Origin of the sequence: Erysipelatoclostridium sp. An15, from assembly GCF_002160675.1 — a bacterium.
Taxonomy (GTDB): Bacteria; Bacillota_I; Bacilli_A; order Erysipelotrichales; family Coprobacillaceae; genus Thomasclavelia; species Thomasclavelia merdavium.
Window position 1 is genome coordinate 14373 of sequence record NZ_NFLA01000009.1, and the last position, 25445, is coordinate 39817.

Below are 25445 nucleotides of genomic sequence, written 5' to 3' on the forward strand. Positions count from 1 at the left end.
TTTTTATCATTATTTATGCGCCAATGCTAGAAAAATGGATAAGCTTATCGAAATCCAACAAAAAATCCAAATGAAAAGAGCTTTAGAAACCTAATATAAAATATTAGGTTTCTTTGTAGCCCTATATTTTGTCAATATTTTAAAAGATTATAAAAATATATTTGGTATATAAAATTTTATATTTCATTTATATCAAAGATTAGTTCCGTTGCTTTTTATCACTTTTTGATACCACGTAAACGAATCTTTTTTATATCTTTGATGACTACCATTACCGTAGTCATCTTGATCATTATAAATAAAACCATATCTTTTTTTCATTTCACTTGTTCCTGATGAAACCATATCAATTGGTGACCAAGCACAATAAGCAAATACTTCTACCCCATCATCTATCGCTCGTTTTAAAGACATAATATGTTTACGAAGATAATCTATCCGATATTCGTCGTGAACAGTATAATTCTCTAGTTTTTCAATTTGTCCTATTCCATTTTCAGCAATCATCAACGGTTTTTGATAACGATCCCAATATTTTAAGAAACAATCATATAAACCAAGCGGATTGATTGTCCACCCCCATGGATTAGCTTTTAAATATGGATTCTGTTGGGCATCACCGATTGCTAGTGTATTATTTTTATAACTGACAACATTAGAATTATAGTAACTGATTGCTAAAAAGTCCAAAGTGTTATTTTTTATTAACAATAAATCATCTTCTTTTGTGTATATAGGTATGTTATTTTCATGAAAATAATGAATAGCATATCCAGGATATTCTCCTCTTAATTGTACATCTGCATAAAAATACATTGTCATTTGATTTTTTTTGGTTGCAAAAAGAACATCTTCAGGCTGACAAGTCATAGGTGTCACCAAAAAATCTGCCAGCATACAACCAAATTGGAAATCTTTATTTATTTTATTACCAATTTCTTTGATTTTGGCACAGGCAATAAATTTATTATGGACAGCCTGGTATTTTTTCTGTTCTAAATTGGTAACGGTATCTTTAACAATCCCTAATGAACTTAAACCTATGCGAGTTAAATTAATCTGATTGACAGGAATCCAATACTTCACTCTATCTTTATATCTTTTCATGATAAGAGTTGCATAATCAATAAAACTATTGACCACCTTTTCACTTAAAAAACCATTATAATTTAATGCTATATCAACTGGCATATCATCATGATAAAGAGTAACAATAGGAACGATATTCATTTCTGTCAATAAATCAAATATTTTATCATAAAAATGTAATCCTTTTTCACTTGGTTCGCCATCTATTCCATCAGGAAAAATACGCGCCCAACTAATAGAAAAACGAAAACAGTTAATTCCCATTTCTTTTAACATCTTTAAATCTTCACGATAACGATGATAAAATTCAATACCAATCATCTTTGGAAAAATATATTGATCTGGATGTTCAATACGATCTAAAATTCCCTCTCTATTTAAATCACCTTTAACTTTTGTCTTATCTTCAGGATCATAATTCTGCAAATCTGCTACAGTTAAACCACGATCATCTCCCCCTTCTGCCTGTTTAGCACTGATTGCAGCACCCCATAAAAAATGAGAAGGAAACTGATTTATATTTTGTTGTTGATATTTATCTGTCAGTAACATTGCTATTCTCCTTTTCGGCTTTTATCTGATAGAGCGTTTCAAATAGCATAATCATCTTTTCAATCAAATTGACTTCGCTCATGATTGTCATCAATGTATCTTGAGCATGAGTAAATAATAAACATGGTTGATAAGTTTGACCTGCGGCTTCATTTTGAATAATTTCGGTCTGAACTTGATGTGCTTTTTTTATGTCTTCTCTTGCTTCTAAAATTTTTACATGAGCTTGATGAAAGTGAAAATCATTAATCAAAGTTAATGCTTCATCAGCCTTTGTACGTGCATTTCCTGCATTTAAAATTATTTTCATTGCCGTAGACATTAAAAGATTCTTTTCTTCCACTACTTATCCCTCCTATTAAATACATTTGTTTTTTTCCTGTTCTTCTTTAATCAGCTGGTGATCATATTTCATTAAAAATGGGTACCAGATAATTGTATAGATAATAAACAAGATAAAAAACCAAATAAATGCCCGTAAATCATCTGTTGTCAACCATGTACATATTGGCGCAGGAATACGTGAAATATTGTTAACTCCTGCAGGAATATTTAGCATTCCAGCTTTCATGATAAACCATACGATTAATGGTCCAACAATCGAATTAATCCACATTGGAATCATCAACAATGGATTAAAAACTATTGGTGCACCATAAACAAGTGGTTCGTTGATATTGAAAATTGATGGTGCAATACAAATCTTTCCCATTGTTTTCAACTTCTTTGATTTGCATTTAAAAATCATTAAGATATTTAAAGGCAAGGTTGCTCCTAAACCTCCCATTGCCACTAAAGCTGTTGTAAAAATTGTTTCTGTCGTAACAATATAAATTGGGTTTCCTCCAGCTAGAGCCATTTCTGCATTAGCCGCAATTCCTGCCATCAAAATCGGTTTAACAATTGCATTTAATGACCATGCTGAAATACCCACAGAATAAAGCAACACATATAAGAAACAAATTACGACAAATCCTGGTAACGATTGTCCAAGATTGACAACTGGCTGGAATATATAGTTAATGAACTCAACTAAATCAAAACCAATAATAAAAACTGTAATGCCAAAAAGCAGATAAATCACTGTCATCGGCACAATATTATTAATCCATTCACAAACAAAATCCGGTAATGTAGCACTATCTTCTAAAACATGTAATTTTGCATATAAATGAAATATTAGCATTACAACAAGGCCGACAATAATTGCAACAAACAAACCCGAACCACCTAAAAAATTAATATCAGTAAATGTCAGCTCTGTTTTCCCTGTTGTAGTATTTTGTAGCAAGGTTGCCATAGTTGGACATAAAGCCATCAAAAATACTGTTAAAGAAGTTAATCCTGCTGTAATGGTATATTTTGGATGATCTAATTCAACCATACCAAAATAGGTAACCATAAAAGCAACGATTAAAGACATCATCCCAAAACTAAATGTGTTGACAAAACTCAAGTCTGGTAATGATGGTATGTAACGAACAAAGACGTTGTATATAGATACAACTGAACCAACTAAAATAAATGGTAAAATTTTCTGCATTGCACTAGCTACGGCAGCAATCCATGGATTACTGAAGATTTTTTGCATACCTGGTGCCAATTTATTGGTAAACCAATTCATTATTCCTGTCATTTTTTTCACTCCTATCATGATTAATTTTTTACTTTTTCGATTTTAGATAAAGCTAGTTCAAGTAAGGCTTTACCATCTAGCATAGAATATATTTCTTCTGGAATCACAATAACTGGTATATCATATGGGGCTGCCATATCTTGAAAAGCCTCCAATCTAAATTCATAATGTGGTCCAATACATAAAATATCCATTTTGGGTAAATACTGGACTACTTCACTTTCACTTTTCGCTTCAATAGTCGCATTGATTTTTCCTTTTTTTGCAGCTGCTCTTGCCTTTTGAGCTAAAAAGCCTGATGATAATCCTCCGCCACAACAAAGAAATATATGCATTTGTTTCATTTTGTTTTCCTCCCTTTTTCTTGATTTCTTGTTTTGATGCTTTTATTAAATCATTTTGTATAAATCCCCTCAACTAACACTTTGCACAGTGCAAAACCAACATTTGCACCGTGCAAAATTTGAGTTTTAAATGTATTTTAAATTGACTATAATATATTTAAAACTAGGTATGAAAGGATGAGAATATGAGAAAAAAACAACAAGAGCTAATTAATTATTTATATATGAGCAATCATAAAGTGACTGCTGACAATCTAGCTAAAGTTCTTAATCTTTCAGTAAGAACGATCAAATCTTATATTGCTGAAATAAATATGTCATATACTCATTTAATCTCATCCAGTAATCGGGGCTATACTATTAATAAAAAGAAAGCTAAGTTTCTACTTCAATGCAATCATGATATTCCTCAAGATTACGAAGGCCGGTATATTTATATCGTTAAAAAAATGCTTTTAGAAAAGCAAGATAATATTGATATTTTTGATTTATGTGAGGAACTATTTATTAGTTACAGCACCTTAAAAAAAGATTTGCACAAGATGAATACATCACTTGCCAGATTAAATATAGCTTTATCTAGCGAAAATAATAAACTGCATATCGAAGGAAATGAGCATGACAAGCGAAAACTAATTAGTCTTGTTATTTCCGAAGAAGTCTGCGGTAATTTTCTCAATCTCACTTTTTTACAAGAAAGTTTTCCTGATTATGATTTAGAATATCTTTTTTCTCTAATCAAAGATATCTGTAAAAAATATAACTATTATATTAATGATTTTTCATGTGTTAATTTTGTTTTACATGTTACGATTATGGTCAACCGTATTCATCATGGCAATCATATTATCGATGATAAATCATTAAATTTATCAGGAAATAAAAATGACGAAAAAATGATACAGGAATTATGTGATGTTTTACAACAAACTTTCGATGTTACTTTCAATGAAACTGAGATTCTTGAAATCTATATTCTTTTAAAAAATAAGGTTAATGATCTTAATCATAAAATTGAAAATATACCTCTATTAGTTCCTAGTGAAATCATTGAAATGACTAAACAAATCATCAAAAAAGTTGATCAGCATTTTCTAGTAAATCTTGATACAGATACGTTTATAGCACCATTTGTTTTGCATTTAAAAAATTTAAAAAACAGACTTACTCAAAATACTATATTAAAAAATCCTATGCTAGAATCAATCAAATTATCTTGTCCAACAATATATGATATTTCAACTTTTATTGCTTATCAGCTGATGCAATCATTCCATGAAAATATCAGTGAAGATGAAATTGCTTTTATTACCTTACATGTTGGCACCGAAATTGAAAGACAAAAAAAAGAGGAAACTAAAGTTTCCTGCTGTCTGTTATGTCCTGAATATCTGAATTTAACTAGCACTTTATATGAAAAACTAATGATGGATTTTGGTGATCAATTAACCATTATTAAAACCATATCATTTGAAAATGAAATACGGGATAGTCACTTTGATTTACTTATAACAACAATACCTGTCACTCCTTCTTCACAGTATTTAACGTTGTTATTACCACCATTATCAATGGGTTATGATAAAAACAAAATTATTGATGCCATTACCAAAATCAGAGCAAAGAAAAAAAGTGAAATACTCACTAATAATCTCAATTTCTATTTCAGTGAAAATCTATTTTATATACAAGATAGCGATGTTTCTAAAACAACAGTAATTAATGAATTATCACAGAAAATGATTAATCTAGGCTATGTCGCTGATAATTTTCAAGAAGAAGTATGGAAAAGAGAAATCACTAGTTCCACTGCTTTTATGAACATTGCAATTCCTCATCCGATGAAAATGAGTGCCTACAAAACTAGTATCGGTGTTGTCATCAGTCCCAAAGGTATAGATTGGGGAAATAAACATTATGTAAACGTTGTCTTTATGATTGCTTTTAATAAAATTGACAGTAAACATTTTCACGAACTATACGAAACATTGATTTCTTTGTTTAACAATGATATCGTTATCTCAGAAATAAAAAAATGTAAAAACTTGAAAAACTTCAAATCTATTATCATAAAGAATTATTTAAAATTTGATAATGAATAAAATGGATCCCATCTATGAGATCCATTTTTACATATATCCATTCATTCAATGATAAAACTATTTGTGAAAAAACATCCATTTTTATTCATCTGAAAAACGATAACCAATACCTACTTCAGTAAAAATGTATTGTGGTGAAGATGGATTTTTTTCTATTTTTCTACGTAAGGTTGTAATATAAACGCGTAAAGACTGATACTCATCTTCACTAGTATACCCCCAAATCTGTTTTTGAATATAACGATGTGTCAATACTTTGCCTTGATTTTCAATAAACAGTTTGAGAATTTTAAATTCATTAGGGGTTAGATGAATATCATGACCATCTAGTGTTACTTTATATTTATTAAAATCTACAGACAAGCCCTTATAACAAAAACATTGTGATGCCGTATCTCTTTTTGATTTACGGAAACAGACTCTCATTCGTGCCATTAACTCTCCAACATTAAATGGCTTTGTAATATAATCATCCGCACCAGAATCAAGTGCCTCAACTTTTTCTTTCTCACGTCCTCGTGCTGATACAATAATCACTGGTACTTGATCAATTTCACGAATCTGTGCCAATACTTCAGTTCCATCCATATCCGGCAATCCTAAATCTAATAAAATCAAATCCGGCTTTAAAGACAAGAACAATGAGATTCCGTTAACTCCATTTTCTGCCGTAATGACTTTATAGTCATTTGTTTTTAACGCAACCTTTAAAAGACGAACAATTGCTGGATCATCTTCAATAACTAAAATTGTTTTATTCATAAAAATCTCCTTATTTCTACTTCACTATATGTTCATTACTCATTACAGTTTCATCACTTTGAATATTACTTTGATTAACAGGAGCAGTTAATGGCAAAGTGAAAGCAAATGTTGCTCCTCGAGGATTATTGAAAGCCCATATTTTTCCACCATGTGCTTCAACAATCGCCTTACAAATACTTAAGCCCAATCCTGTACTACGCATATGATCTTGATTTTTAGTAATCGAATAGAAATCCTCAAAAATCTTATCTAGCTGATTGTCTTTAATACCACCACCGGTATCACTGATTTCAATCAATATACAATCACCATCAAGATGATAATTGATAGTAATATGTGTTCCATCAGGAGTATGCTTAATAGCATTTTCTAAGATATTGACAATGACCTGATTAATCAGTACCGGGTCAAGATCAACTAAAATCATATCACGTTGCTGATCAACTTCAATTGTACGATGAGACAGTCTTTTTTTTATTTTTCCAATAACATCAAATAAAATATCTTCAATAGATTCTTTAGAATATTGAAGGATATTCTTATTTTCGCTTAACATACTTAAGTTTAAAAGATTTCTAACAAAATCACTCATAAAACATGATTCTTGATAAATATCTTGGATCAGTTCTTTTTTTGATTGATCATCTATCAAATCATAACTCTCCAATAAAAAATCTGAGCCACTTTGAATAGAAGTCAACGGTGTCTTAATATCATGAGATAGTCCTCTTAATAAAGCTGTTTTAAACTTTTCCTTTTCCATTTGAATCTTGCTTTCTTCTTGTTTTTTTGCAATATATTCTTTATCTAGTACTAATGTCAACTCTCTGATAACAACAATCAGAAAATCTATCTCTTCTTGTGATATGTTATAATTTCCCGCTTCAACAGCCAATACCCCATAATCAGCTAATTTAGATTTTATCGGAAAAATAATTAACGGTAAATGAGAAAACTCTTGCTGATTAAAACCAATCGGTTGATCTTTATCTAAACAATATGCAAATAATTCATCAAACGAATCAATATTTAAAACATGGCCATATGTTTTTCTTTGGGTAATGATAGATAATGGAAAATGAAAATGTTTGTCCAAAATAGAAATAAGCATCTGATAAATATCATCGTCTATATGATTGTATAAAAATAACGATGTAATATCATATAGAGTACGAATTCTATTTTCTTTATTTTTTGATAAAATCATCTGTTTTTTTAATTGCAACACCAATGAGTTAACAATCAGTGTAATGGTAATAAAAATTACGAAACTGACATAATAGTTTTGATCATCAATATGAAAAGTATATCTTGGTGCTGTTAAAAAATAATTAAATGACAATGTAAAAATAATTGTCTGCATAATTCCATAATATAGCTTGCTCGTTTCAATCGAAGTAATCAATATAACAAAAACGAATAAAAGAAATATATTTTCATCATTGACATGAAATCCATCAAGAGAAATCATCAAAACAATCATCAAAGCTGTAATTCCCAGGAAAAAAATAACATTTTTTAAATGTGCTTTCATAATTCTCCTTTCAAAAAAGCCATTCAAGGAAATTCTTTACGTTAATTCCTTTTTCTTTATATCATATAATACTCTTATAATTACATGAAATACAATAATAATTTCCAAACGACCAATAAACATTCCTATCGTTGACGTCCAAAGAATAATAGGATGCGCCGAATACCCAACAATTCCTACTGATAATCCTACCGTAGATAATGATGAAGAAAACTCAAACATAGCATCTTGTAAATTATAACCAAAACAAGTAAAAATCCATGATCCTATAAAAAAGAAAATCAGATAAACAATAATAAAGAATGAGGTATTTTTTACTTCTCCATCAGACAATTCTATTTTTTTACCAGCTCTTTGAATATAATTAGTACGAATAACATGCGTATTTGACATTGATTGGCGAATATAATGAGCCAAGCTTTTTATCGAAAGCACAAAACGATACTGTTTAATTCCTCCAGCAGTAGATTCGATTCCACCACCAATAACCATTGCCAAAATAAGGATTGAAAGGAAACCATTTGGCAATTCTTTCATTGTTTCTACAGACTGAAAACCAGTTGTTGAAAGTGCACTTACTAACTGAAAAACAGAAATACGTAAGCTTTCTATAAAACTATGTTCATAGCAATTTGAAACCAGAATAACAGCCATTAAAGGAACAACAATAAGCAACGCTATGATCATAAATCGTATTTCACAATGATGCAAAACTGTTTTAAAACGACGTTTGATCAAAAAATAATGTACTAAAAAATTTGTATTTCCTAAAATCATTAAAACAATCGTTATAATTTCAATCACAGCACTATGATAACCATAGATGCTTTGGGGATGAACACTAAATCCACCCGTTGACAAACAAGCTACAGAATGATTAATTGCAGCAAACCAATCCATTCCAGCTATGACATATGCAATTGTTCCTGCAACAATATAAAACGAATAGATAGATAAAATAAGTTGTGCTGATTTTGCTAGATTCGGTAATAACCGATCACTATGTCCTTCGGCATGATAAAGATTCAAACCAAGCCGATCTGACAAAACACTGGTAACAACTAAAACTAATCCTACCCCACCTACAAATAACGTAACAGTTCTAAAAAATAGAAAGATATGTGGACAATGGGTAACATCAACAACTGATAATCCAGTTGTTGAATAACCACTTGTCATTTCAAAAATAGCTTGAGTAAAATTATAATGACCAGTTAACATCCATGGAACTGCACTAATAACAATAGCACTAATCCAAGTAATAACAACAAGTATAGAGTCGTAAAAAGAAGGAAGCTGCATAATTTTAAAATTTTTGTAACAGCTTCTTACAACCAACCCTCCTAAAATACTAAGAACTCCAGGAACAATAAAATGTGGCGCATAAATGATTTCATCAGGATAAAAAGGTAAAACCACTAGTGGTATTAGCTGTACAAAACCAATAAGAATAACAAAGAAACTTAAATAATAAACAATCAAATGATATTCTTTTTTCATCATAAACCTCTAAATGCTTTTATCATTCGTTCTTTATTTTCTGGTTTTGTAACAATCAAAACTCTATCACCAGCATAAAGACGTGTATCTCCATGGGGAATAATAACTTGATTATGTCGAGTAATACAGCTAACACTTCCCATTGAAGTAACATTCAACTCTTTTAATGTCTTATAGCAACATTCATCCTGATTAACAACTTCGATTTCAATAATAATAATCTTATTATTTTCTAAAGATAATACTTTTATCAAATCTTCAATTGCGCTTTCGTTTTTTATTTCCTGAGCCAATAAGGCAGTAGAACTTAATACTGAATCAATTCCTAGTTGTTTAAATATTTCAGCATTTTTGGGATTCAGTACCAAAGCGATAGTATGCTTAACCCCAAAAATATCTTTTGCCATTTTACATGCAACATAGTTTTCTATATCATCACTAGCTAAAGCAATAAATAAATCTGCACCGTGAATACGCGCTGATTCTAAAGAAAACTCTTTAGTTGGACTTCCATGATAAACACTTAAATGCGTTTTAGCACTAAGATATTTGCATGTTTCTTCATTAGAATTAATCACAATGAGATCATGTTTTTGTTTTTTATACATACCAATAATATAATCTGCTTCGTGTTTTCCATTTGCAATAACTATTTTCATCTTGAAAGCCCCCCCTCTCCACAAAGATCATTGAAATAATCCAATGAGAGCAAAAATGGACAAATACATTCTATTCCTCTGGCTTCAACTAGTTTTTTCTTTCTAGCGTCATTTAATCTTAGATATATATAAGGAATATGAAAAATATCATGACACAAATCTGCAAGAAACAAATTAGTATTATCATTATTTGTTGTTAAAACAATCGTGTCACAATCTTTGATTCCATGTTCAATAAGAAAATCAATATCCAAAGCGTTTCCTTCTTCATAAAAACCACTATAATCTTCAAGTTTCAAAAAAGCTTGATGTCTAACGTCAATTACTAAAACATTTTTCCCTTGTGAACATAACTTTCTGGCAATACTTGCTCCTAGTTTACCAGATCCAATAACAGCTACTTCAATTTTATTCATTAATATCACCTACTATTTCTATCGTTTTTATGCATTGCATATTTACGTACTTGATTTTTTTTGTCAATTCATTGATCATGACAATAAAGTTATGATCAACTTGAATAAATGGACCAGTTTCACATATCCACCCTGTATTAGAATTAAATATAATTTTGATTCTTTTATTTTTAAATGCTTCCATAAAAAAGCACCTCCCTTATGCTTAGATTATAGAGCAGAGTAGTGTTAAAAAAATATGTAGAAACTAGAGCAGAGTTGTTAAAATTATGTTAAAACACGCAATATACAAAAGCTTATCTATCAACAATCATATAAACAAAAACAAAATGGGCGCCACCTATAAAATACTTGGAAGCACCCATCATCTAAAATTTATAAATATTTTTACTAACTATAAACCAAACGTTAAGATTTTTATGCAGCTTTTCATCTTCAAGATATCTTAATGATTGAAAAATATTAATAGCAGCTTTTTTTATGAAAAATGTATCTACTTAGTGTTTAGATAAATAAAACAATATAACATCTAGAATATAAATATCTTATTACTACAAAAACACGCTATAAATAAACTTATTATAGCGTTATTTCAATATAATGCTTTTTCTTTTATATACCATAATTTATTTTATCTGACATAACATAGATGGAAATAAACAACGGTATTAAAGATATTAAAATAGCTTTTTCCAATAGTATATTAGTAATCAATACCCCGCTAAATGCTCCGCTAATAAAAGAAATAATAATCAATAAATATTGCATCATATTTTTTAACAATTTGTAATTTTTATTCACAATAGCATTGTACAAATACTCTGTTCCACTTCTTAAATTTCCTGTGCACATAGTTGATGAAAATGGTTTCCCTAAAACTTTTCGAAAACTCTCAGCTTGCATTGCACATAAAAAAGAAATAAGAATATTTGATACAATATTTAAAACGTTATTCATAGGTATAAAGCTTACAATTACAATAATCATCGCTTCAAAAAATAAAACAACCTGACGCCAATGAAATTTGGAATAATTTTTGTTTCTCATATACATAGCAAGTAATACGCCTATTGAAAAAGCCAATATTGGAATCGAATATCTTAACGTTTTATAATATTCACCGTTTGCTAGAGTAATTCCAACTCTAACAATATTTCCAGTTTGTGCATTAGCAAAGACTTTATCACGACAACAAAATGTATAAGCATCTAAAAAACCACCTACTACAGCCAATAAAGCAGCTAAGATAAAAGATTCTGATTTTTGATTATTTTTATTATCCATACACTTTTTACCTCCATTTCTTTTTTTTAATATAGCTAATATTTTTTATCTTAGCCATTAATTTTCTAAATTAAGAAATGATAGTTTTGATTTAAAAATCATACAAAAACACAAGTTATTTAAACTTGTGTTTTCTCGAATATTCTTGTGCTATCAAGCTGGCAATAAATTGTAACTGATAAGGATGACTATTTTGATCTTGTAAAGATTTAAACGTAATTATTCGATCTAAAAAGGTAGAAAATTCACTTTTTTCACTTGAAATAAACCATATTTTAGGTATTTTTAACTGATTTTTAGCGGCTCTGATTTCTTGGTAATCAAAATACGAACCAGTATAAGAAAAAATTATAATAAGATCCTCTTCATTAGCTGACATTATATACTCCATTTGTTGTTGATAGGAAATATTAGTATATACCTGTTTTCCAAGCATTAATAAATCACCTTGTAAATTAAGACAAACCGCTCCTGCTTTTAATAAACCAAAAACCGCTACTCTTTGATAATTATAAATATCATTGCACAAATCTGTTATAGCAGCCATATCTATTGAATTTTCAACCATTTCAATACTTTGCTTAACTTTTTTACTATAATCATGTAAACGATCTTTAGGAGATTTTAATGCCGATTGTTCTTCAAAATATAAATCAGTTGATAGCAATAAGTCTTTTAATTCCGCAAAATCTCTTAAACCAATTTCTTTACAAAATCGAGAAATTGAACTGATTGCAACACTACACTCAGATGCCATTTGTTTAATACCAATGTTTTGCAATTCATCAAGATGATCTAATATATATGTTGCAATTTGACTATTTGTTGAATCTTTCTTTTCACTAGCAATTGTACTTAAAAATACAATTGGTAATTTATCATAGATCATCCTTCATCACTCACTTTCTATTTTCCGCCAGCAAAATTATACATTAATCTTTCTTTCATTTCTGTTACGTCTTTTCCAAAAATCTCAGCAATTTTAAATGCAAATGGATAAGGAGTTGCTGGTCCTTGACTTGTTACTATATTTTGATCAAAAACAACTACATCATCTACAAATTGACCACCAATTAACTTTTCTTTATAACCAGTATAACCTGTTACCTTTTTCCCATCAATAACTTTTGCTGTTGATAAAACAATTGTTCCTGAACACATAGCAGCTAAATATTTATTATTATCATTGAAATAACGAACCATAGAAATAACATCTGTATTATTATTCAAATTAGCTCCACCAGGTCTTCCTCCAGGTAATACTAACATATCATAGTCTTTAACTTCTTCACTAAATATTTTATCAGCCCTAATACTCATGCCATGCATTCCTTTAACGAATTTTTCACCAAAACTAAAGGTATAACATTCAATTCCAGCTCTTCTTAACAAATCAACAATTGTTAGTGTTTCTCCTTCTTCATAACCTTCTGCCATTAATACAGCAACTTTTGACATATTACTCATCCTCCTTTACATCAAACGCATTGAAATAAACCATTCTTTTTTTAACCGCTAGCGAATCACCATCTAATAAATCAACAAGCTTATATGCAAATGCATATGCAGTAGCTGGTCCGCGACTAGTTACTATATTACCATCGATTACAACTTTATCTTCAAGATAATGTCCTTGCTTAATTTTTTTATCATAGCCTATATAAGCTGTATAATTTTTATCTACTAAAAGGTTAGCCCTTTCTAAAGCAATTGGAGCTGCGCACATCGCACAGATATATTTATTTTTTTCATTCATTTCCTGAAGTATCTTCATAACAATTTTGCTATCCCTTAAATTGGCAGCCCCATCATATCCTCCAGGTAAAATAACCATATCATAATCAATAACTTCTTCACTTAATCTTTTATCGCATCGTACTTGAATTTCATGACCACCCATTACCACATCATCAAATCCAAACATATCACATTGTAAATTAGCTCTACGAATAATATCTACGATTGTTAATGTTTCACCTTCTTCAAATCCCGGTGCTAATAAAACCGCTGCTTTTTTCATATTTTATACCTCCTCTTCTTTTTACACTTATTATTTTATTTGCTTTAACTTTGTCTTCAATCGATTTCCTAAATTAAGAAATCGACTGAAATATCTTTATCTTTTGTTACTAATAAATCTAATATAATAAAATAATTATCTACAGCATAAAAAAACTAGTATAACATTTCATTATAGTTATACTAGTTTTTATCTAATAACTTATATTATTCTATAAACTACTAATTAAGCTTTCTTCCCAATAATTAAATACTTTTATTCTTCGAATTGACTATTATATAAATTTGCATAAAAACCATTTAATTTTAATAATTCATCATGCTTTCCTTTTTCAACAATATCACCCTTATCCATTACTAATATTAAATCAGCATTTTTTATCGTTGATAATCTATGAGCAATAACAAAAGAGGTTCTATTTTCCATTAATTTATCCATAGCATTTTGGATAATTAATTCTGTTCTTGTATCAACAGAACTAGTAGCCTCATCTAAAATTAACATTGGTTTATCTGCAATCATTGCTCTAGCAATAGTTAATTGCTGCTTTTGACCTTGAGAAAGATTAACAAAATCATTTAATACTGTATCATAGCCATTTGGCAATGTTTGAATATAATGATGTAATCCAACCGCTTTACAAGCTTCAATTATTTTTTCATCAGAAACGTCTGGAGTACAGTAAACTAAGTTTTCTTTAATTGTCCCCTCAAATAACCAAGTATCTTGTAAAACCATACAGAATTGTTCATGAATATTTTCTCGCTTAACGTCCTTAGTATTGACGCCATCAATATAAATTGCCCCATCATCAATTTCATAAAATCGCATTAGCAAGTTTACTAATGTAGTTTTACCTGCCCCGGTTGGACCAACAATTGCAATTTTTTGCCCTGATTTAGCGATAGCTGAAAAATCATTAATAATAGTTTGATTTTTTTCATAACCAAATTTTACATGTTCAAATTTAACATTTCCTTTAACATTCGTTAATTTTTTAGTTTTATAGTCTTCATTGTCCATCTCTTGAGCTTCTAAAAACTCAAAAACACGACCACCAGCAGCCGATGCTGATTGCAAAGTTTGCACCGCTTGGGCCATTTGCGATAAAGGCTGCGTGAAATAACGAATGTACATCATGAAAGCTACAATAATACCAAATGAAATTTGATCATTCATTGTTAAAATAGCTCCAACAATACAAACAACAACATAACCAAAATTACCAATAAAACTCATGATTGGCATCATCAAACCAGATAAACATTGTGCTTTAAAACCACTATCAATTAAACCTTGATTATATTCATTAAATTGTTTTTTTGCATTTTCTTCCCCATTATAAGCTTTAACTACTAAATGACCAGTATATATTTCTTCTACATGTCCATTTAATTTTCCTAAACGACTTTGTTGTAAATCAAAATATTTTTGTGAATGAGACATAATAATTATCATGAGAATAAAACCAATTAAAACTGCTAATACACCGGAAATCGTCATAATCAAATTTGTTTTTAACATCATAAATAATGATCCTAAAAATAAAGTAATCGCACTTACCAATGTTCCAACACTTTGATTCAAAGCTTGTCCAATAGTATCAATATCATTAGTAATTCTAGATAAAATATCCCCAGTTGAACTATGACTATAATATGACATTGGTAAACGATTGATTTTACTTGAAATAGCTTGTCTTAATTTCTTAGAAATTCTTTGGGTTATATTAGCCATTATCAATCCTTGAAATAAAGACAGCAACATACTTACGACATAGATCACGACTAAAACAATTCCAATATCAAAAATAGTTTGCATATTAATCCCCGTAAACATATTATCAGTTATACAATCAGTTAACTTAGATAATTTATCTGGTCCAATAATAGTTAAAAAAGATCCCCCCATAGCCAAAATGACAGCAATAATTGCTACTATTTGATACTCTTTTGCAAATTTAAATAGCTTTTTAAAAAAAGTAATTATTCCAAATTCATTGGAAACTTGTTTTTTATTTTTCATTTTCAAGTTCCTCCTTTGATAATTGAGAATAAGCAATTTCTTGATATACAGGACAAGACTTTAATAATTCTTGATGTGTCCCCATTCCTACAACTTCCCCATCATCTAAAACAATAATTTGATTGGCATCAATTATTGTTCCAATACGTTGAGCAACAATTAATTTTGTTGCTTCTTTACATGCACTATTTAAAGCTTTTCTTAGCTCTTTATCAGTACGATAATCTAATGCTGAAAAAGAATCATCAAAGATAAAAATTTCAGGACGACGACAAACGGCACGAGCAATTGATAAACGTTGTTTTTGACCCCCAGAGAAATTAGAACCATTTTGACTAACATACCCATCATAACCAACGTCTTCAGTTTCTACAAATTCATTAGCTTTAGCAACATAAATAGCTTCAACAATATCACTATCTAAAGTTGTTTCTTTACCATTATCCCCATAATCAACATTAGAACGAATTGTTCCTTTAAATAAAACTGCTTTTTGACTAATATATCCTAGTTTATTGCGCAATGCTTTTTGATTATAGCTTTTGACATTAACCCCATCAACTAATACTTCCCCTTCAGTTGCATCATAAAATCTAGGAATTAAATTAATTAACGTACTTTTACCACTTCCCGTCGATCCAATAAAAGCAATAGTATCTCCTTTTTTTGCTTTAAAAGAAATATTTTTTAAAACATATTCTTTAGCATCTGGATATTTAAAACTAACGTTTCTAAATTCAACTTCACCTCTATAATTATTTGGTGAATTGACAACTGTCCCATCCTTAAGCGTAATCTTAGTATCTAAGACTTCATTAATTCTTTTAGCTGACACTAATGAACGTGGCAACATAATAAAGATTATGACCATTAACATAAAAGCCATTACTACTTGCATTGCATAAGTTGAAAAGACGACCATATCAGAAAACAAATTAATTTTTTCAATCATATTAGCGTTATTAATCAAATAAGCCCCAATCCAGTAAATCGCCAAAGTCAAACCGCTCATAATAAACTGAATCGATGGATTTAATATTGCCATAATACTATTAGCAAATAAATTTGTTTTTGTTAGTTCTTGATTTGCTTGTTCAAATTTATCTTCCTGATAAGCTTCAGCATTATAAGCTCTAACGACAGATAAACCAGTTAAATTTTCTCTGGCTACTTTGTTAACATTATCAGTTAGTGTTTGAACTTTATTAAATTTTGGAATTGCAAATAGAATACAAATTAAATTAACAATTAACAAAATAGCAACTGCTATTCCAGTTACCCCAGTCCATTGCCAGCTTTTATCAGCAATTTTTAAAATCGCCCAAACTGCCATAATTGGTGCTTTTACAACAACTTGTAACCCCATGACAATTAAATTTTGTACCTGAGTAACATCATTAGTTGAACGAGTAATTAAGCTAGCTGTAGAAAAATGATTAATTTCTGCCAAAGAAAAATTTTGTACCTTATCAAATAATTTTTCTCTAATTCGCCCACCAAAATTACTAGCAATTTTAGCAGCAAAAGCAGCAACAATTACAGATGCTATCAAACTTCCAAAAACACATAAAAGCATTTTACTTCCTTCAATTAATATATCGTTAAAAGCACTACCTTCACTTTGAACTAAAGTAGTTATTGAACTCATGTAATCAGGTAAGAGTAAATCCAGATAAACCTGAATACAAATAAAAATAAAACAAATAAAAATTATTAAGTATTCTTTTTTATTTAATTGTTTCATTAGTTTCCACATATTTCATCATCCTTTCATTTAGAATTATATATTTGTAAACTAAACTGAAACTAAACTAAAAATAAAAACCAGCATAATTACTGGTTTGTTTGATAAATAGGTAAAACTATTTTAAATGTTGTTTTATCATCGCTAGTTACCGTGATATTTCCTTTATGCAAAGCGACAATCTTACTTACGATTGACAATCCAATACCTGTTCCTTGACTAGCGTGTGATGTATCCCCCTGATAAAATTTTTCAAATATTCTTTTTAAATCATGTTCTAAAATTTTAGGTCCATAATTACTTATATTAATTTCTATTTGTTGCTCATTTTGTTTAATTGAAACTTCTATTATATTATCTTCTGGTGAAAACTTGATTGCATTATCTAATAAATTAATCCATACCTGTTCCAACATTTTTTTATTAGCTTCAATATCATAATCATTAAAATCTAAATCAAATTCGATTTTTTTTGCCAACCATTTTTTTTCTAATAATATGATTGCATTTCTAATCTGTTCTGATAAATTAAATCTAGTTACATCACTTAAAATAACTTGTTTTTCTATCTTTGATAAATTTAAAACATTTGTTGCCATATCTGTTAATCTTTTTGATTCATTTACAATTATATCCAAATATTCATCTTGTTGTTTCTTAGGAAGATCATTATTTTTTAAAATCTTGGCAAACCCACTAATAGAAACAATCGGTGTTTTAAATTCATGTGAGAAATTGTCGATAAAATCACTACGTAATAATTCTGTATTTTCGAGTTCTGTAGCTAAGTGATTAAAATTAGTTGTTAAATCTTTTTCTAATAAATTTTTTCCTAAATCTATTCTTGTTTCATAATGACCATTAGCTAATAACTGCATTCCTTCAATTAATTTCATTATCGGTTTAACTGGAAAACGGCTCAAAATAGTTGAAACGATTGTTCCAATTAAAATACTTCCTACTGACAAACCAAATAATAAAATAAAAATATTTGGTTTTCTTAAATCAATAACATTAAAATAATCTAATAAAGTAACTATAAGCATTTCCAATGATACAGTTATAAACATAATAAAAAAGGTAAATATTGCAATAAAGAAAGTTAAAAGTAAACGACTTGGTTTTTTATTTTTCATCATTACGTACCCCTTTATACCCTAATCCACGCACAGAAATAATTGAAAATTCATCCCAATTTTCAAATTTCTTTCGCAAACGTCCGATATGAACAGTAACTGTTTCCCAACCAGATTCATTATCCATTCCCCAGATTTCATCCATCAATTGAATTCGAGTAAAAATTTTTCCAGGATAAGAAAGTAGTTTATAGAGCAATTCAAACTCTTTTTTTGGTAATTCAACCACTTCATCTTTTCTTGATACAGTAAATGAATCATAATCTAACACAACATTTCCAATGTGAATCTTTCGTTCGTCGTTAATCTTAGCTCTACGCAATAATGCCTTAATTTTTAAAATAAACTCTTCTTCATCAACTGGTTTACTCATATAATCATCAATTCCAACTAAATATCCCATTTTACGATCAATCGTTTTTTGCTTAGCTGAAACCATTAAAATTGGCATATTAGAGTAACTATTTCTAACAACATCTGTCAATTCATAACCATCAATATTAGGCATCATAATATCAACAATCATTAAGTCAATTGTTTTTTGATCTAAGCACTCCAAAGCTTCTTTACCATCATTAGCTAAAACAACATCGTAGCCCTCATTTTTTAATAAGCTTTTCATATATAAGCGAGTATTTTTATCATCATCTACAACCAATATTGTAATCATAGTACAACTCCTTTAATTTTCATTTATCCTGGCATCCTATTATTAATTATAGGTTCCTTCCAATCGCATTTCAATATTACTGAAGATTGACAATTTAATTTTATTTTTTAATTAAATTTAAATTTTATGCAAAGCTTCCACTACTTTTAAAACAATTTATATATAATTTGTTTACATACAATTAAATTCATTTCTAATAGAAAAGCTCAATGGAAAACTACCAATTGAGCTTTAAAAAAATCTTATCAACTATTACTTTATAATATTTCAATTAATCATATTTTTCTTTAATAACATCTAATAGATAATTTATACCAAATACATCTTATCTTACATATGCCTGAATAAATTTTATTGTTTCATCTTTATTATACGGTCTAATAGTATACTCTTTTACTGCACTAGGAATAATAAATGTTTCCGCATAATGTACAATAAATGGTTCAAAAGCACCAGTTGGACTTTCAATAACAGCACTGGAACCATCTACCAAATTAAGCATATGTACTCCTTTCTTAGAAGAATGATAAGTCCTTTTTTTAGTAGTAAATCTTCTTGTCTCTATAAATTCTAACTCATGTAAACCAGTTTTTTCTTCTAAATAATCATTATCCTGATGAATAATTTCAATATTATTAACCAGATTATTTTTTACCCATTGTGTAGTTCTATCCCATTGAATATTATTTTTGCCATCTTCTATATGGATTGGTCTTGGAAAACCATCCAACCCTAACCGATTCCAATCCCATAGCTTAAATGTAAATATATATGGAGTGGCACTAATTTCTAAAACCATACATCCTGAAGAGGAACAATGAATTGTTCCTGCTGGTATCAAGAAATGATCATGTTTTTTAGCTGGAAAAAAATTAACATACCTATCAGCATCAAATGTTTTTTTACCTAACTGTGCTACTTTAAGATCATCAATCATTTCCTCAGGATTAATATTTTCTTTAAGTCCAAGATATACTCCACCATGATTTTGTGCATCTAATATATAATAACTTTCATCTTGAGTATAAGTCATTCCAAAATGTGATTTAATATATTCTGTTAAAGGATGAACTTGCAAACTTAAATTTTGACCATCAATTGTATCTAAAAAGTCAAAACGAATTGGAAATTCAGCTCCAAAGCGACAATAATTTTTTATACCTAACAGTTCTACTGGCTGATATAAAACCAAATCCATAGCTGGTATTTCAATTCGAACATTTCCATATCTTAAATATAAACTGTTTTCTTCAGGAACACCATCAAAACTCCAAGCATAGTTTTTTTCTTTAGGATCTAAGCCACAATGTTCTTTCATCCATTGGCCACCCCATACACCGGGATCAAAATAAGGAACAAGTCTAAATGGTTGTTTTACTATTTGTTTTAACCCACTTCTTAAAGCGTTGCCGGTTACCATTTTTAAATGACCGTATTTATTACTATCAATAAAATAGTCAACTTTTTCAAATACTTTCATTTTATATTTATCCGCTATACGCCATTCAATAAAAAATCCTCTTTTGATTTTTCGTAGTGAATCCTCATCATTATTATCCGCTTTAAAATTAGGCATTCCTTGACGATAACGACATTGAATTTCCCATCTCGCTAAATCACAATAAATATAAAGATCACCCTCACTAATCAATCTAGCACCAACACCATATATTAAAATGTTCTGTTTATCTTGAATAAATTTCTTTACTTCATTTAATTTTTCATAATCTACAAAATCTTCTAATATACCATAGAACATGACACCACGTACTCTATCATCTGTTAAGTGTGGTTTCATTAATTCATTTATCTTTTCTTTATCATAAAAAATATCTTCACTTCTGATTAATATTTTTGGTTTATAGACGTCTTGAATAAAATCCAAAACCTCATCATCTACTCCAGGATAACAATCTACAACAAGACAATTAACAGCCTGTGTTGCTGTTGATAGCTCTTTTTCCATCGCTGATATAGTGCCAAAAGCCTCTTTATCAAATCCCTCAATTTTTGTTTCTGGATATTTATCATAATTCATTTTATAATTCATCTCTTTTCTTTTATTAATTTATTTTTCAACTATTTTTAATTTTAATAATGCATGATATATCCCATCATGATTATTATCCAAGGTTACTCTTTTTACCTGATTTTGAATATTTTTGGGGGCATTTTTCATTGCATACCCATATTTTACTATCTTCAACATTTCTAAATCGTTATACTGATCACCAAATGCAATTGTATTATCCAATGGTATTTGCCATAACTCACATAGTTTTTTTATCGCAGTACCTTTATTAACATTTTGATCCATTATTTCTATTAAATTATTGGATGATTGAGTAATAGTACAGTTATTAAAATGTGACTGGATTTTTTCTTTTATTGATAATGTTTTTTCTGGATTACAAATACATAAAATCTTATGAATAGCAGTGAATTGAGATAATTGATCGATTGTTGTTTGTTGTGACTTTACTTTAACAATATTTTCTTCATTTTGAATTCTTGAATCATTGCAATTTTTTACTAGCCATTGATCAAAAGAATACACACACCATGATAAATCAAAATGCTCCTTTTCAAGATATTCGATAATATTTATTGCATAATTTACATTCATACTCTGAGTATAAATAATGTCTAATTTGCTATCAATCATTAATGCACCACTATATGCAATAATAGTTCCTTTAATATTATATTTTTTCAAAATTGACAAAATTCCCGAAGGACTTCTTGCAGAAACAATAACAAATGGAATTTTCTTACTTTCTAATTCAAGAATAGCTTTTCTAGTTAAAAACGTAATCTCGTGATGATCATTTAATAACGTTCCATCAACATCACTAAATACTATTTGATTCATCTTAAGTCCTCCCTAAATTTTAATGGGTTTTATTCTCAAAGAACAAAACCCATTTTTTTATTTTATATTATCTATAATTTTACAAATATTGTTGCGCCCATTTTTATATCCAAGCCCAACTAAAACACATGCAAGAATACTAACAATCATCAATACAACTCCCAGTATTTGCATGAATGGATGAATGGATGCACCAAACAGAACAAGAACTAAGGATATTGAGGAAAAAATAATAAGGTTTCTTAACCATTTTTTTAAATGGTTTAACATTTTTGTTTGATATTGTACTTCTGCAATATATGCATTTTTAAGTTTTGCATCCATATCTTCATCTCCTTTTTAATATTGTAAACCTGGATTAAAGAACCCAATTAATACACCAACAAAGGCAATAACAACCAATAACAACATTACTTTAATTGGTGACATTTTCTTTTTAGCTAATAAATACCAGCAAAGCATAATAAATGCAGCTGTTAAAAATCCTGGATAAACACTGTCTAATGTTTTTTGTAATTCTAAATATGGTTCTTTAGCACCTTGAGCTGTTAATGTAAAATTAGTAGTAACACTAACCCATGTAGCAGCTACAGCACCAATAACAATACCACCTAACATAGTGATTGATTCTCTTAATGCTTCTCCTTGTGGTCCGACTAAAAAATCAACTGCTTTTCCACCTAATTCATATCCTTTAAAATATAAGAATTTCATTCCAAAGTAAGCAAATAAGTTCCATACAATAATATAGAATATAGCTCCTAATGGTGATCCGCCGCTTGACATTCCTAAAGCTACCCCTAATAAAATAGGTATAACTGTTCCAACAACTAGCGAATCTCCAATTCCTGCTAATGGTCCCATTAACCCAGCACGTAACCCATTAATTGTTTCATCGTCAACATCTTCCCCATTGGCACGAGCTTCTTCTAGTCCAGCTGTCATCCCAACAATAACTGATCCAATTTGTGGTTCGGTATTAAAGAAAGCTGTATAAGTTTTCATTGCTTTTTCTTTATCTTCTTTTTTATTATATAATTCTTCAACAACAGGTAGCATTGAACACAAATATCCAAATGTTTGCATATGTTCTTGAGAAAAACATGTTAAATTCCCATAATACCAATTGTGAAATGACTTTGTAAGAGTCTTTTTTGTTAACTTTTTATCCATTTTAAATATCCTCCTCATCATCTTCATCATCTGATACTGCTACCGTTTTGTTTAGTGTCAACATTTTAATTCTGTAATTAATTAACGCAAACATTCCAGCAATAATTGTTGCAGAAACAAGATTGATACCTAAAGCAGCAGCTAGAGTAAATCCAAAGAAAAATGGAATAAAATCAATAGCTTTAGTTACAATTTGTTTTAATAAAATTGCAATTCCGACACATGGAAGTAAAGAACCAACTGTAAATAAAGTCATCATTGCAATTCCGTCCATTGGTAAATAACTTTTAATTAAATCTACCATTGGTGCCCCCATTTTACACATGATTAATGTTGGGATAAAAGAACAAATAATGTGTGAGATCCAAGGTAATCCCATATTAACTAAATATAATTTTTTAAAGTTTCCGTTTTCAACAGCTTTCCATCCCATATGTTGCCAAACAAGATTGATTGTTGCAGTACCATAGAATAAAACTGTTCCTAAAGTTCCAACCATTGTACCAAAAGATGTAGCCATTGCTTGCCCATCAGCACTACCAGCATCTAAACCATAGCTCTTCAATGCAATCATTGCTAATGGAATACCAATATAACTTACCGCACGAACATCTGCTGAAACTGTTCCACCAGGTGTAACCAATGCAATATATACTACTTGCATTGCAACCCCGACTAAAATACCAGTATAAATATCCCCTAAAATAATACCACACACTAAACCACCAATTAATGGTCGTCCTAATGTATAGTTACCGATTGACGTTCCTCCTAAACCAGGCATACTTGATAAACAAGCGAATAATCCTAGCAAAGCCGCTTGAATCCAACTAATTTCCATAATTAACTTCTCCTTTTTATATTATTATTAATAACCAAATTTTCCTTTAAAATCATCCCATGTTCCTATTGATACATCAGGTAATAAAGCGAATTTGATTTTATAGCCAGCTTTTGCTATTTTTTCAAATGCATCTGCCTCTTCTTGAGTAATTGATTGATTATTTCCCAATTTGACTGCACCTTCTCTATCATTGCATGGTCCAACAATAACTGTATCAATTCCACATTTAAAATTTTGATCTACTAAAATTTTACACATATCAATTGGATTTTTAGTGATTAAGAAATAACGTGTATCACTATCTAATACTTTCTGACTCTTTTTTTCAAAATCAGCTAATGTCCATACAAATGTCTTTTTTCCACTTGCTGCTTTATAAGCGGCCTTAAGAACATCATTTTTTGCTGCTTTATCGTTAACAGCAATTAACCCATCACAAGGATATTCACGAGCCCAACGTGTACATGTTTGACCATGAATCATCCGATCATCAATACGAATAAATGAAACTGACATAATTTTTTCCTCCTTTAAATATCATCGTCTTCATCATTTTCAATTTTGAATTCTTTTAAAGCTGTTTGTCCCTCATGTAAAACTTGTTGTAAAAATGTTTCTTTATCTAATGTGTCTTTCATAAGAACAGTTGTTAATGCTAATGGCAAATTCATACCACCAATAATAATGCAATGTTCATCCATATTTTTTTCATGAATAACATTCATTGCTGTAGTAAGTGGTGAACCCCCTATTAAATCACCAAGCAAAATGATTTCATCATCTTGCTTGATAAAATCAATAGTCTTTTCAAAATCTTGTGCAAATTCATCAGCACTTTTTCCATTTTCTAAACCTGAAGCTATAACATCTTCACGTTGTCCTGCCAACATCATAAGCGCATCTTTTAATCCATTTGCAAATTGACCATGACTGACCATAACTACATATCTCATTTTTTATTCCCTCCTCTTTCGACACTTAAATTCTATCAATAAAACTCATTCATTCCATCTGTCTATTGTCACATTTTATTAATGACAATCAACAGATTATTAGTATGACAATTGTCATATAAAAAAG

The 25445-nt window shown here is 29.5% G+C and carries 26 protein-coding genes; 1 reads left to right on the forward strand and 25 read right to left on the reverse strand.

The window, feature by feature from the left end; all coding sequences use genetic code 11:
- Positions 1 to 192: 192 nt before the first annotated feature.
- Genes B5E92_RS04680 through B5E92_RS04695 form a run of 4 tightly spaced genes read right to left on the reverse strand, consistent with a single transcriptional unit; the run spans position 193 to position 3621 of the window.
- Complete coding sequence (locus B5E92_RS04680) at positions 193 to 1641, reverse strand: glycoside hydrolase family 1 protein (RefSeq protein ID WP_087299692.1); 1449 nt, start codon at positions 1639 to 1641, stop codon at positions 193 to 195.
- Positions 1625 to 1984 carry a PTS lactose/cellobiose transporter subunit IIA gene (locus B5E92_RS04685; protein WP_087299694.1) on the reverse strand — a complete coding sequence of 120 codons (360 nt, stop codon included), beginning with the start codon at positions 1982 to 1984 and terminating at the stop codon, positions 1625 to 1627. The genes B5E92_RS04680 and B5E92_RS04685 overlap by 17 nt, the downstream gene beginning before the upstream one ends.
- A 15-nt stretch (positions 1985 to 1999) precedes the next feature.
- Positions 2000 to 3277: a PTS sugar transporter subunit IIC gene (locus B5E92_RS04690; protein ID WP_087299696.1), complete on the reverse strand. Its 1278-nt coding sequence runs from the start codon at positions 3275 to 3277 to the stop codon at positions 2000 to 2002.
- 20 nt (positions 3278 to 3297) lie between these two features.
- Positions 3298 to 3621 (reverse strand): PTS sugar transporter subunit IIB, encoded by a 324-nt coding sequence (locus B5E92_RS04695; RefSeq protein ID WP_087299698.1) that lies wholly within the window; start codon positions 3619 to 3621, stop codon positions 3298 to 3300.
- Positions 3622 to 3806: 185 nt separating this feature from the next.
- On the opposite strand from B5E92_RS04695, the gene B5E92_RS04700 reads away from it, so the two are divergent.
- Entirely contained in the window at positions 3807 to 5723 is a 1917-nt protein-coding gene (locus B5E92_RS04700) for a transcription antiterminator (protein WP_087299700.1), read from the forward strand.
- An 81-nt stretch (positions 5724 to 5804) separates the two neighbouring features.
- On the opposite strand, the gene B5E92_RS04705 is transcribed toward B5E92_RS04700, so the two are convergent.
- The 21 genes from B5E92_RS04705 to B5E92_RS04805 all read right to left on the reverse strand — a co-directional run bounded on the left by B5E92_RS04705 (position 5805) and on the right by B5E92_RS04805 (position 25318).
- Positions 5805 to 6485, reverse strand: coding sequence for a response regulator transcription factor (locus B5E92_RS04705; RefSeq protein ID WP_087299702.1), 681 nt, complete (start codon positions 6483 to 6485; stop codon positions 5805 to 5807).
- A gap of 16 nt (positions 6486 to 6501) precedes the next feature.
- Positions 6502 to 8022, reverse strand: a complete 1521-nt coding sequence (locus B5E92_RS04710) for an ATP-binding protein (protein ID WP_087299704.1) — start codon at positions 8020 to 8022, stop codon at positions 6502 to 6504.
- A 36-nt stretch (positions 8023 to 8058) separates the two neighbouring features.
- On the reverse strand, positions 8059 to 9522 hold the full coding sequence (locus tag B5E92_RS04715; protein ID WP_204245234.1) for a TrkH family potassium uptake protein: 1464 nt from the start codon (positions 9520 to 9522) through the stop codon (positions 8059 to 8061).
- The gene (locus B5E92_RS04720) at positions 9522 to 10181 is read right to left on the reverse strand and encodes a TrkA family potassium uptake protein (protein WP_087299708.1); all 660 of its coding nucleotides are present in this window, start codon (positions 10179 to 10181) and stop codon (positions 9522 to 9524) included. Before B5E92_RS04720 ends, B5E92_RS04715 begins: the two co-directional genes overlap by 1 nt.
- On the reverse strand, positions 10178 to 10597 hold the full coding sequence (locus tag B5E92_RS04725) for an NAD-binding protein (RefSeq protein ID WP_087299710.1): 420 nt from the start codon (positions 10595 to 10597) through the stop codon (positions 10178 to 10180). Before B5E92_RS04725 ends, B5E92_RS04720 begins: the two co-directional genes overlap by 4 nt.
- Positions 10590 to 10781: a hypothetical protein gene (locus tag B5E92_RS04730; RefSeq protein WP_087299712.1), complete on the reverse strand. Its 192-nt coding sequence runs from the start codon at positions 10779 to 10781 to the stop codon at positions 10590 to 10592. Before B5E92_RS04730 ends, B5E92_RS04725 begins: the two co-directional genes overlap by 8 nt.
- 428 nt (positions 10782 to 11209) lie before the next feature.
- On the reverse strand, positions 11210 to 11881 hold the full coding sequence (locus B5E92_RS04735; protein WP_087299714.1) for a YoaK family protein: 672 nt from the start codon (positions 11879 to 11881) through the stop codon (positions 11210 to 11212).
- Between the two features lie 115 nt (positions 11882 to 11996).
- Entirely contained in the window at positions 11997 to 12770 is a 774-nt protein-coding gene (locus B5E92_RS04740; protein ID WP_087299716.1) for a MurR/RpiR family transcriptional regulator, read from the reverse strand.
- 17 nt (positions 12771 to 12787) lie between these two features.
- Positions 12788 to 13339, reverse strand: coding sequence for a DJ-1 family glyoxalase III (locus B5E92_RS04745; RefSeq protein ID WP_087299718.1), 552 nt, complete (start codon positions 13337 to 13339; stop codon positions 12788 to 12790).
- A gap of 1 nt (position 13340) precedes the next feature.
- Entirely contained in the window at positions 13341 to 13901 is a 561-nt protein-coding gene (locus B5E92_RS04750) for a DJ-1 family glyoxalase III (protein WP_087299720.1), read from the reverse strand.
- Positions 13902 to 14156: 255 nt separating this feature from the next.
- Entirely contained in the window at positions 14157 to 15926 is a 1770-nt protein-coding gene (locus tag B5E92_RS04755; protein WP_087299722.1) for an ABC transporter ATP-binding protein, read from the reverse strand.
- On the reverse strand, positions 15916 to 17682 hold the full coding sequence (locus tag B5E92_RS04760; protein ID WP_087299724.1) for an ABC transporter ATP-binding protein: 1767 nt from the start codon (positions 17680 to 17682) through the stop codon (positions 15916 to 15918). The genes B5E92_RS04755 and B5E92_RS04760 overlap by 11 nt, the downstream gene beginning before the upstream one ends.
- 77 nt (positions 17683 to 17759) lie before the next feature.
- Positions 17760 to 18806 (reverse strand): HAMP domain-containing sensor histidine kinase, encoded by a 1047-nt coding sequence (locus B5E92_RS04765; protein ID WP_239406402.1) that lies wholly within the window; start codon positions 18804 to 18806, stop codon positions 17760 to 17762.
- Positions 18796 to 19476, reverse strand: a complete 681-nt coding sequence (locus B5E92_RS04770; RefSeq protein WP_087299728.1) for a response regulator transcription factor — start codon at positions 19474 to 19476, stop codon at positions 18796 to 18798. Before B5E92_RS04770 ends, B5E92_RS04765 begins: the two co-directional genes overlap by 11 nt.
- A 325-nt stretch (positions 19477 to 19801) precedes the next feature.
- The gene (locus B5E92_RS04775) at positions 19802 to 21514 is read right to left on the reverse strand and encodes a class I mannose-6-phosphate isomerase (RefSeq protein ID WP_087299730.1); all 1713 of its coding nucleotides are present in this window, start codon (positions 21512 to 21514) and stop codon (positions 19802 to 19804) included.
- Positions 21515 to 21544: 30 nt separating this feature from the next.
- On the reverse strand, positions 21545 to 22348 hold the full coding sequence (locus tag B5E92_RS04780) for a Cof-type HAD-IIB family hydrolase (RefSeq protein ID WP_087299733.1): 804 nt from the start codon (positions 22346 to 22348) through the stop codon (positions 21545 to 21547).
- Positions 22349 to 22405: 57 nt separating this feature from the next.
- Entirely contained in the window at positions 22406 to 22672 is a 267-nt protein-coding gene (locus B5E92_RS04785) for a hypothetical protein (protein ID WP_087299735.1), read from the reverse strand.
- A gap of 15 nt (positions 22673 to 22687) precedes the next feature.
- Complete coding sequence (locus B5E92_RS04790; protein WP_087299737.1) at positions 22688 to 23521, reverse strand: PTS system mannose/fructose/sorbose family transporter subunit IID; 834 nt, start codon at positions 23519 to 23521, stop codon at positions 22688 to 22690.
- 1 nt (position 23522) lies between these two features.
- Entirely contained in the window at positions 23523 to 24362 is an 840-nt protein-coding gene (locus B5E92_RS04795; RefSeq protein ID WP_087299739.1) for a PTS sugar transporter subunit IIC, read from the reverse strand.
- A 27-nt stretch (positions 24363 to 24389) separates the two neighbouring features.
- Complete coding sequence (locus B5E92_RS04800) at positions 24390 to 24881, reverse strand: PTS sugar transporter subunit IIB (RefSeq protein WP_087299741.1); 492 nt, start codon at positions 24879 to 24881, stop codon at positions 24390 to 24392.
- A gap of 14 nt (positions 24882 to 24895) precedes the next feature.
- A complete protein-coding gene (locus B5E92_RS04805; protein ID WP_087299743.1) occupies positions 24896 to 25318 on the reverse strand; it encodes a PTS sugar transporter subunit IIA in 423 nt (140 codons plus the stop codon).
- Between the last annotated feature and the right edge of the window lie 127 nt (positions 25319 to 25445).

What these genes read in the sequence shown, in the direction of transcription:
- B5E92_RS04680 (WP_087299692.1), bottom strand. Translation starts at nt 1,641, where the DNA reads ATGTTACTGACAGATAAATATCAACAACAAAATATAAATCAGTTTCCT.
- B5E92_RS04790 (WP_087299737.1), bottom strand. Translation starts at nt 23,521, where the DNA reads ATGGATAAAAAGTTAACAAAAAAGACTCTTACAAAGTCATTTCACAAT.
- B5E92_RS04715 (WP_204245234.1), bottom strand. Translation starts at nt 9,522, where the DNA reads ATGAAAAAAGAATATCATTTGATTGTTTATTATTTAAGTTTCTTTGTT.
- B5E92_RS04700 (WP_087299700.1), top strand. Translation starts at nt 3,807, where the DNA reads ATGAGAAAAAAACAACAAGAGCTAATTAATTATTTATATATGAGCAAT.
- B5E92_RS04755 (WP_087299722.1), bottom strand. Translation starts at nt 15,926, where the DNA reads ATGAAAAATAAAAAACAAGTTTCCAATGAATTTGGAATAATTACTTTT.
- B5E92_RS04730 (WP_087299712.1), bottom strand. Translation starts at nt 10,781, where the DNA reads ATGGAAGCATTTAAAAATAAAAGAATCAAAATTATATTTAATTCTAAT.
- B5E92_RS04745 (WP_087299718.1), bottom strand. Translation starts at nt 13,339, where the DNA reads ATGTCAAAAGTTGCTGTATTAATGGCAGAAGGTTATGAAGAAGGAGAA.
- B5E92_RS04695 (WP_087299698.1), bottom strand. Translation starts at nt 3,621, where the DNA reads ATGAAACAAATGCATATATTTCTTTGTTGTGGCGGAGGATTATCATCA.
- B5E92_RS04725 (WP_087299710.1), bottom strand. Translation starts at nt 10,597, where the DNA reads ATGAATAAAATTGAAGTAGCTGTTATTGGATCTGGTAAACTAGGAGCA.
- B5E92_RS04795 (WP_087299739.1), bottom strand. Translation starts at nt 24,362, where the DNA reads ATGGAAATTAGTTGGATTCAAGCGGCTTTGCTAGGATTATTCGCTTGT.
- B5E92_RS04750 (WP_087299720.1), bottom strand. Translation starts at nt 13,901, where the DNA reads ATGAAAAAAGCAGCGGTTTTATTAGCACCGGGATTTGAAGAAGGTGAA.
- B5E92_RS04770 (WP_087299728.1), bottom strand. Translation starts at nt 19,476, where the DNA reads ATGATTACAATATTGGTTGTAGATGATGATAAAAATACTCGCTTATAT.
- B5E92_RS04775 (WP_087299730.1), bottom strand. Translation starts at nt 21,514, where the DNA reads ATGAATTATGATAAATATCCAGAAACAAAAATTGAGGGATTTGATAAA.
- B5E92_RS04705 (WP_087299702.1), bottom strand. Translation starts at nt 6,485, where the DNA reads ATGAATAAAACAATTTTAGTTATTGAAGATGATCCAGCAATTGTTCGT.
- B5E92_RS04805 (WP_087299743.1), bottom strand. Translation starts at nt 25,318, where the DNA reads ATGAGATATGTAGTTATGGTCAGTCATGGTCAATTTGCAAATGGATTA.
- B5E92_RS04740 (WP_087299716.1), bottom strand. Translation starts at nt 12,770, where the DNA reads ATGATCTATGATAAATTACCAATTGTATTTTTAAGTACAATTGCTAGT.
- B5E92_RS04800 (WP_087299741.1), bottom strand. Translation starts at nt 24,881, where the DNA reads ATGTCAGTTTCATTTATTCGTATTGATGATCGGATGATTCATGGTCAA.
- B5E92_RS04785 (WP_087299735.1), bottom strand. Translation starts at nt 22,672, where the DNA reads ATGGATGCAAAACTTAAAAATGCATATATTGCAGAAGTACAATATCAA.
- B5E92_RS04765 (WP_239406402.1), bottom strand. Translation starts at nt 18,806, where the DNA reads ATGAAAAATAAAAAACCAAGTCGTTTACTTTTAACTTTCTTTATTGCA.
- B5E92_RS04780 (WP_087299733.1), bottom strand. Translation starts at nt 22,348, where the DNA reads ATGAATCAAATAGTATTTAGTGATGTTGATGGAACGTTATTAAATGAT.
- B5E92_RS04735 (WP_087299714.1), bottom strand. Translation starts at nt 11,881, where the DNA reads ATGGATAATAAAAATAATCAAAAATCAGAATCTTTTATCTTAGCTGCT.
- B5E92_RS04720 (WP_087299708.1), bottom strand. Translation starts at nt 10,181, where the DNA reads ATGAAAATAGTTATTGCAAATGGAAAACACGAAGCAGATTATATTATT.
- B5E92_RS04710 (WP_087299704.1), bottom strand. Translation starts at nt 8,022, where the DNA reads ATGAAAGCACATTTAAAAAATGTTATTTTTTTCCTGGGAATTACAGCT.
- B5E92_RS04760 (WP_087299724.1), bottom strand. Translation starts at nt 17,682, where the DNA reads ATGTGGAAACTAATGAAACAATTAAATAAAAAAGAATACTTAATAATT.
- B5E92_RS04690 (WP_087299696.1), bottom strand. Translation starts at nt 3,277, where the DNA reads ATGACAGGAATAATGAATTGGTTTACCAATAAATTGGCACCAGGTATG.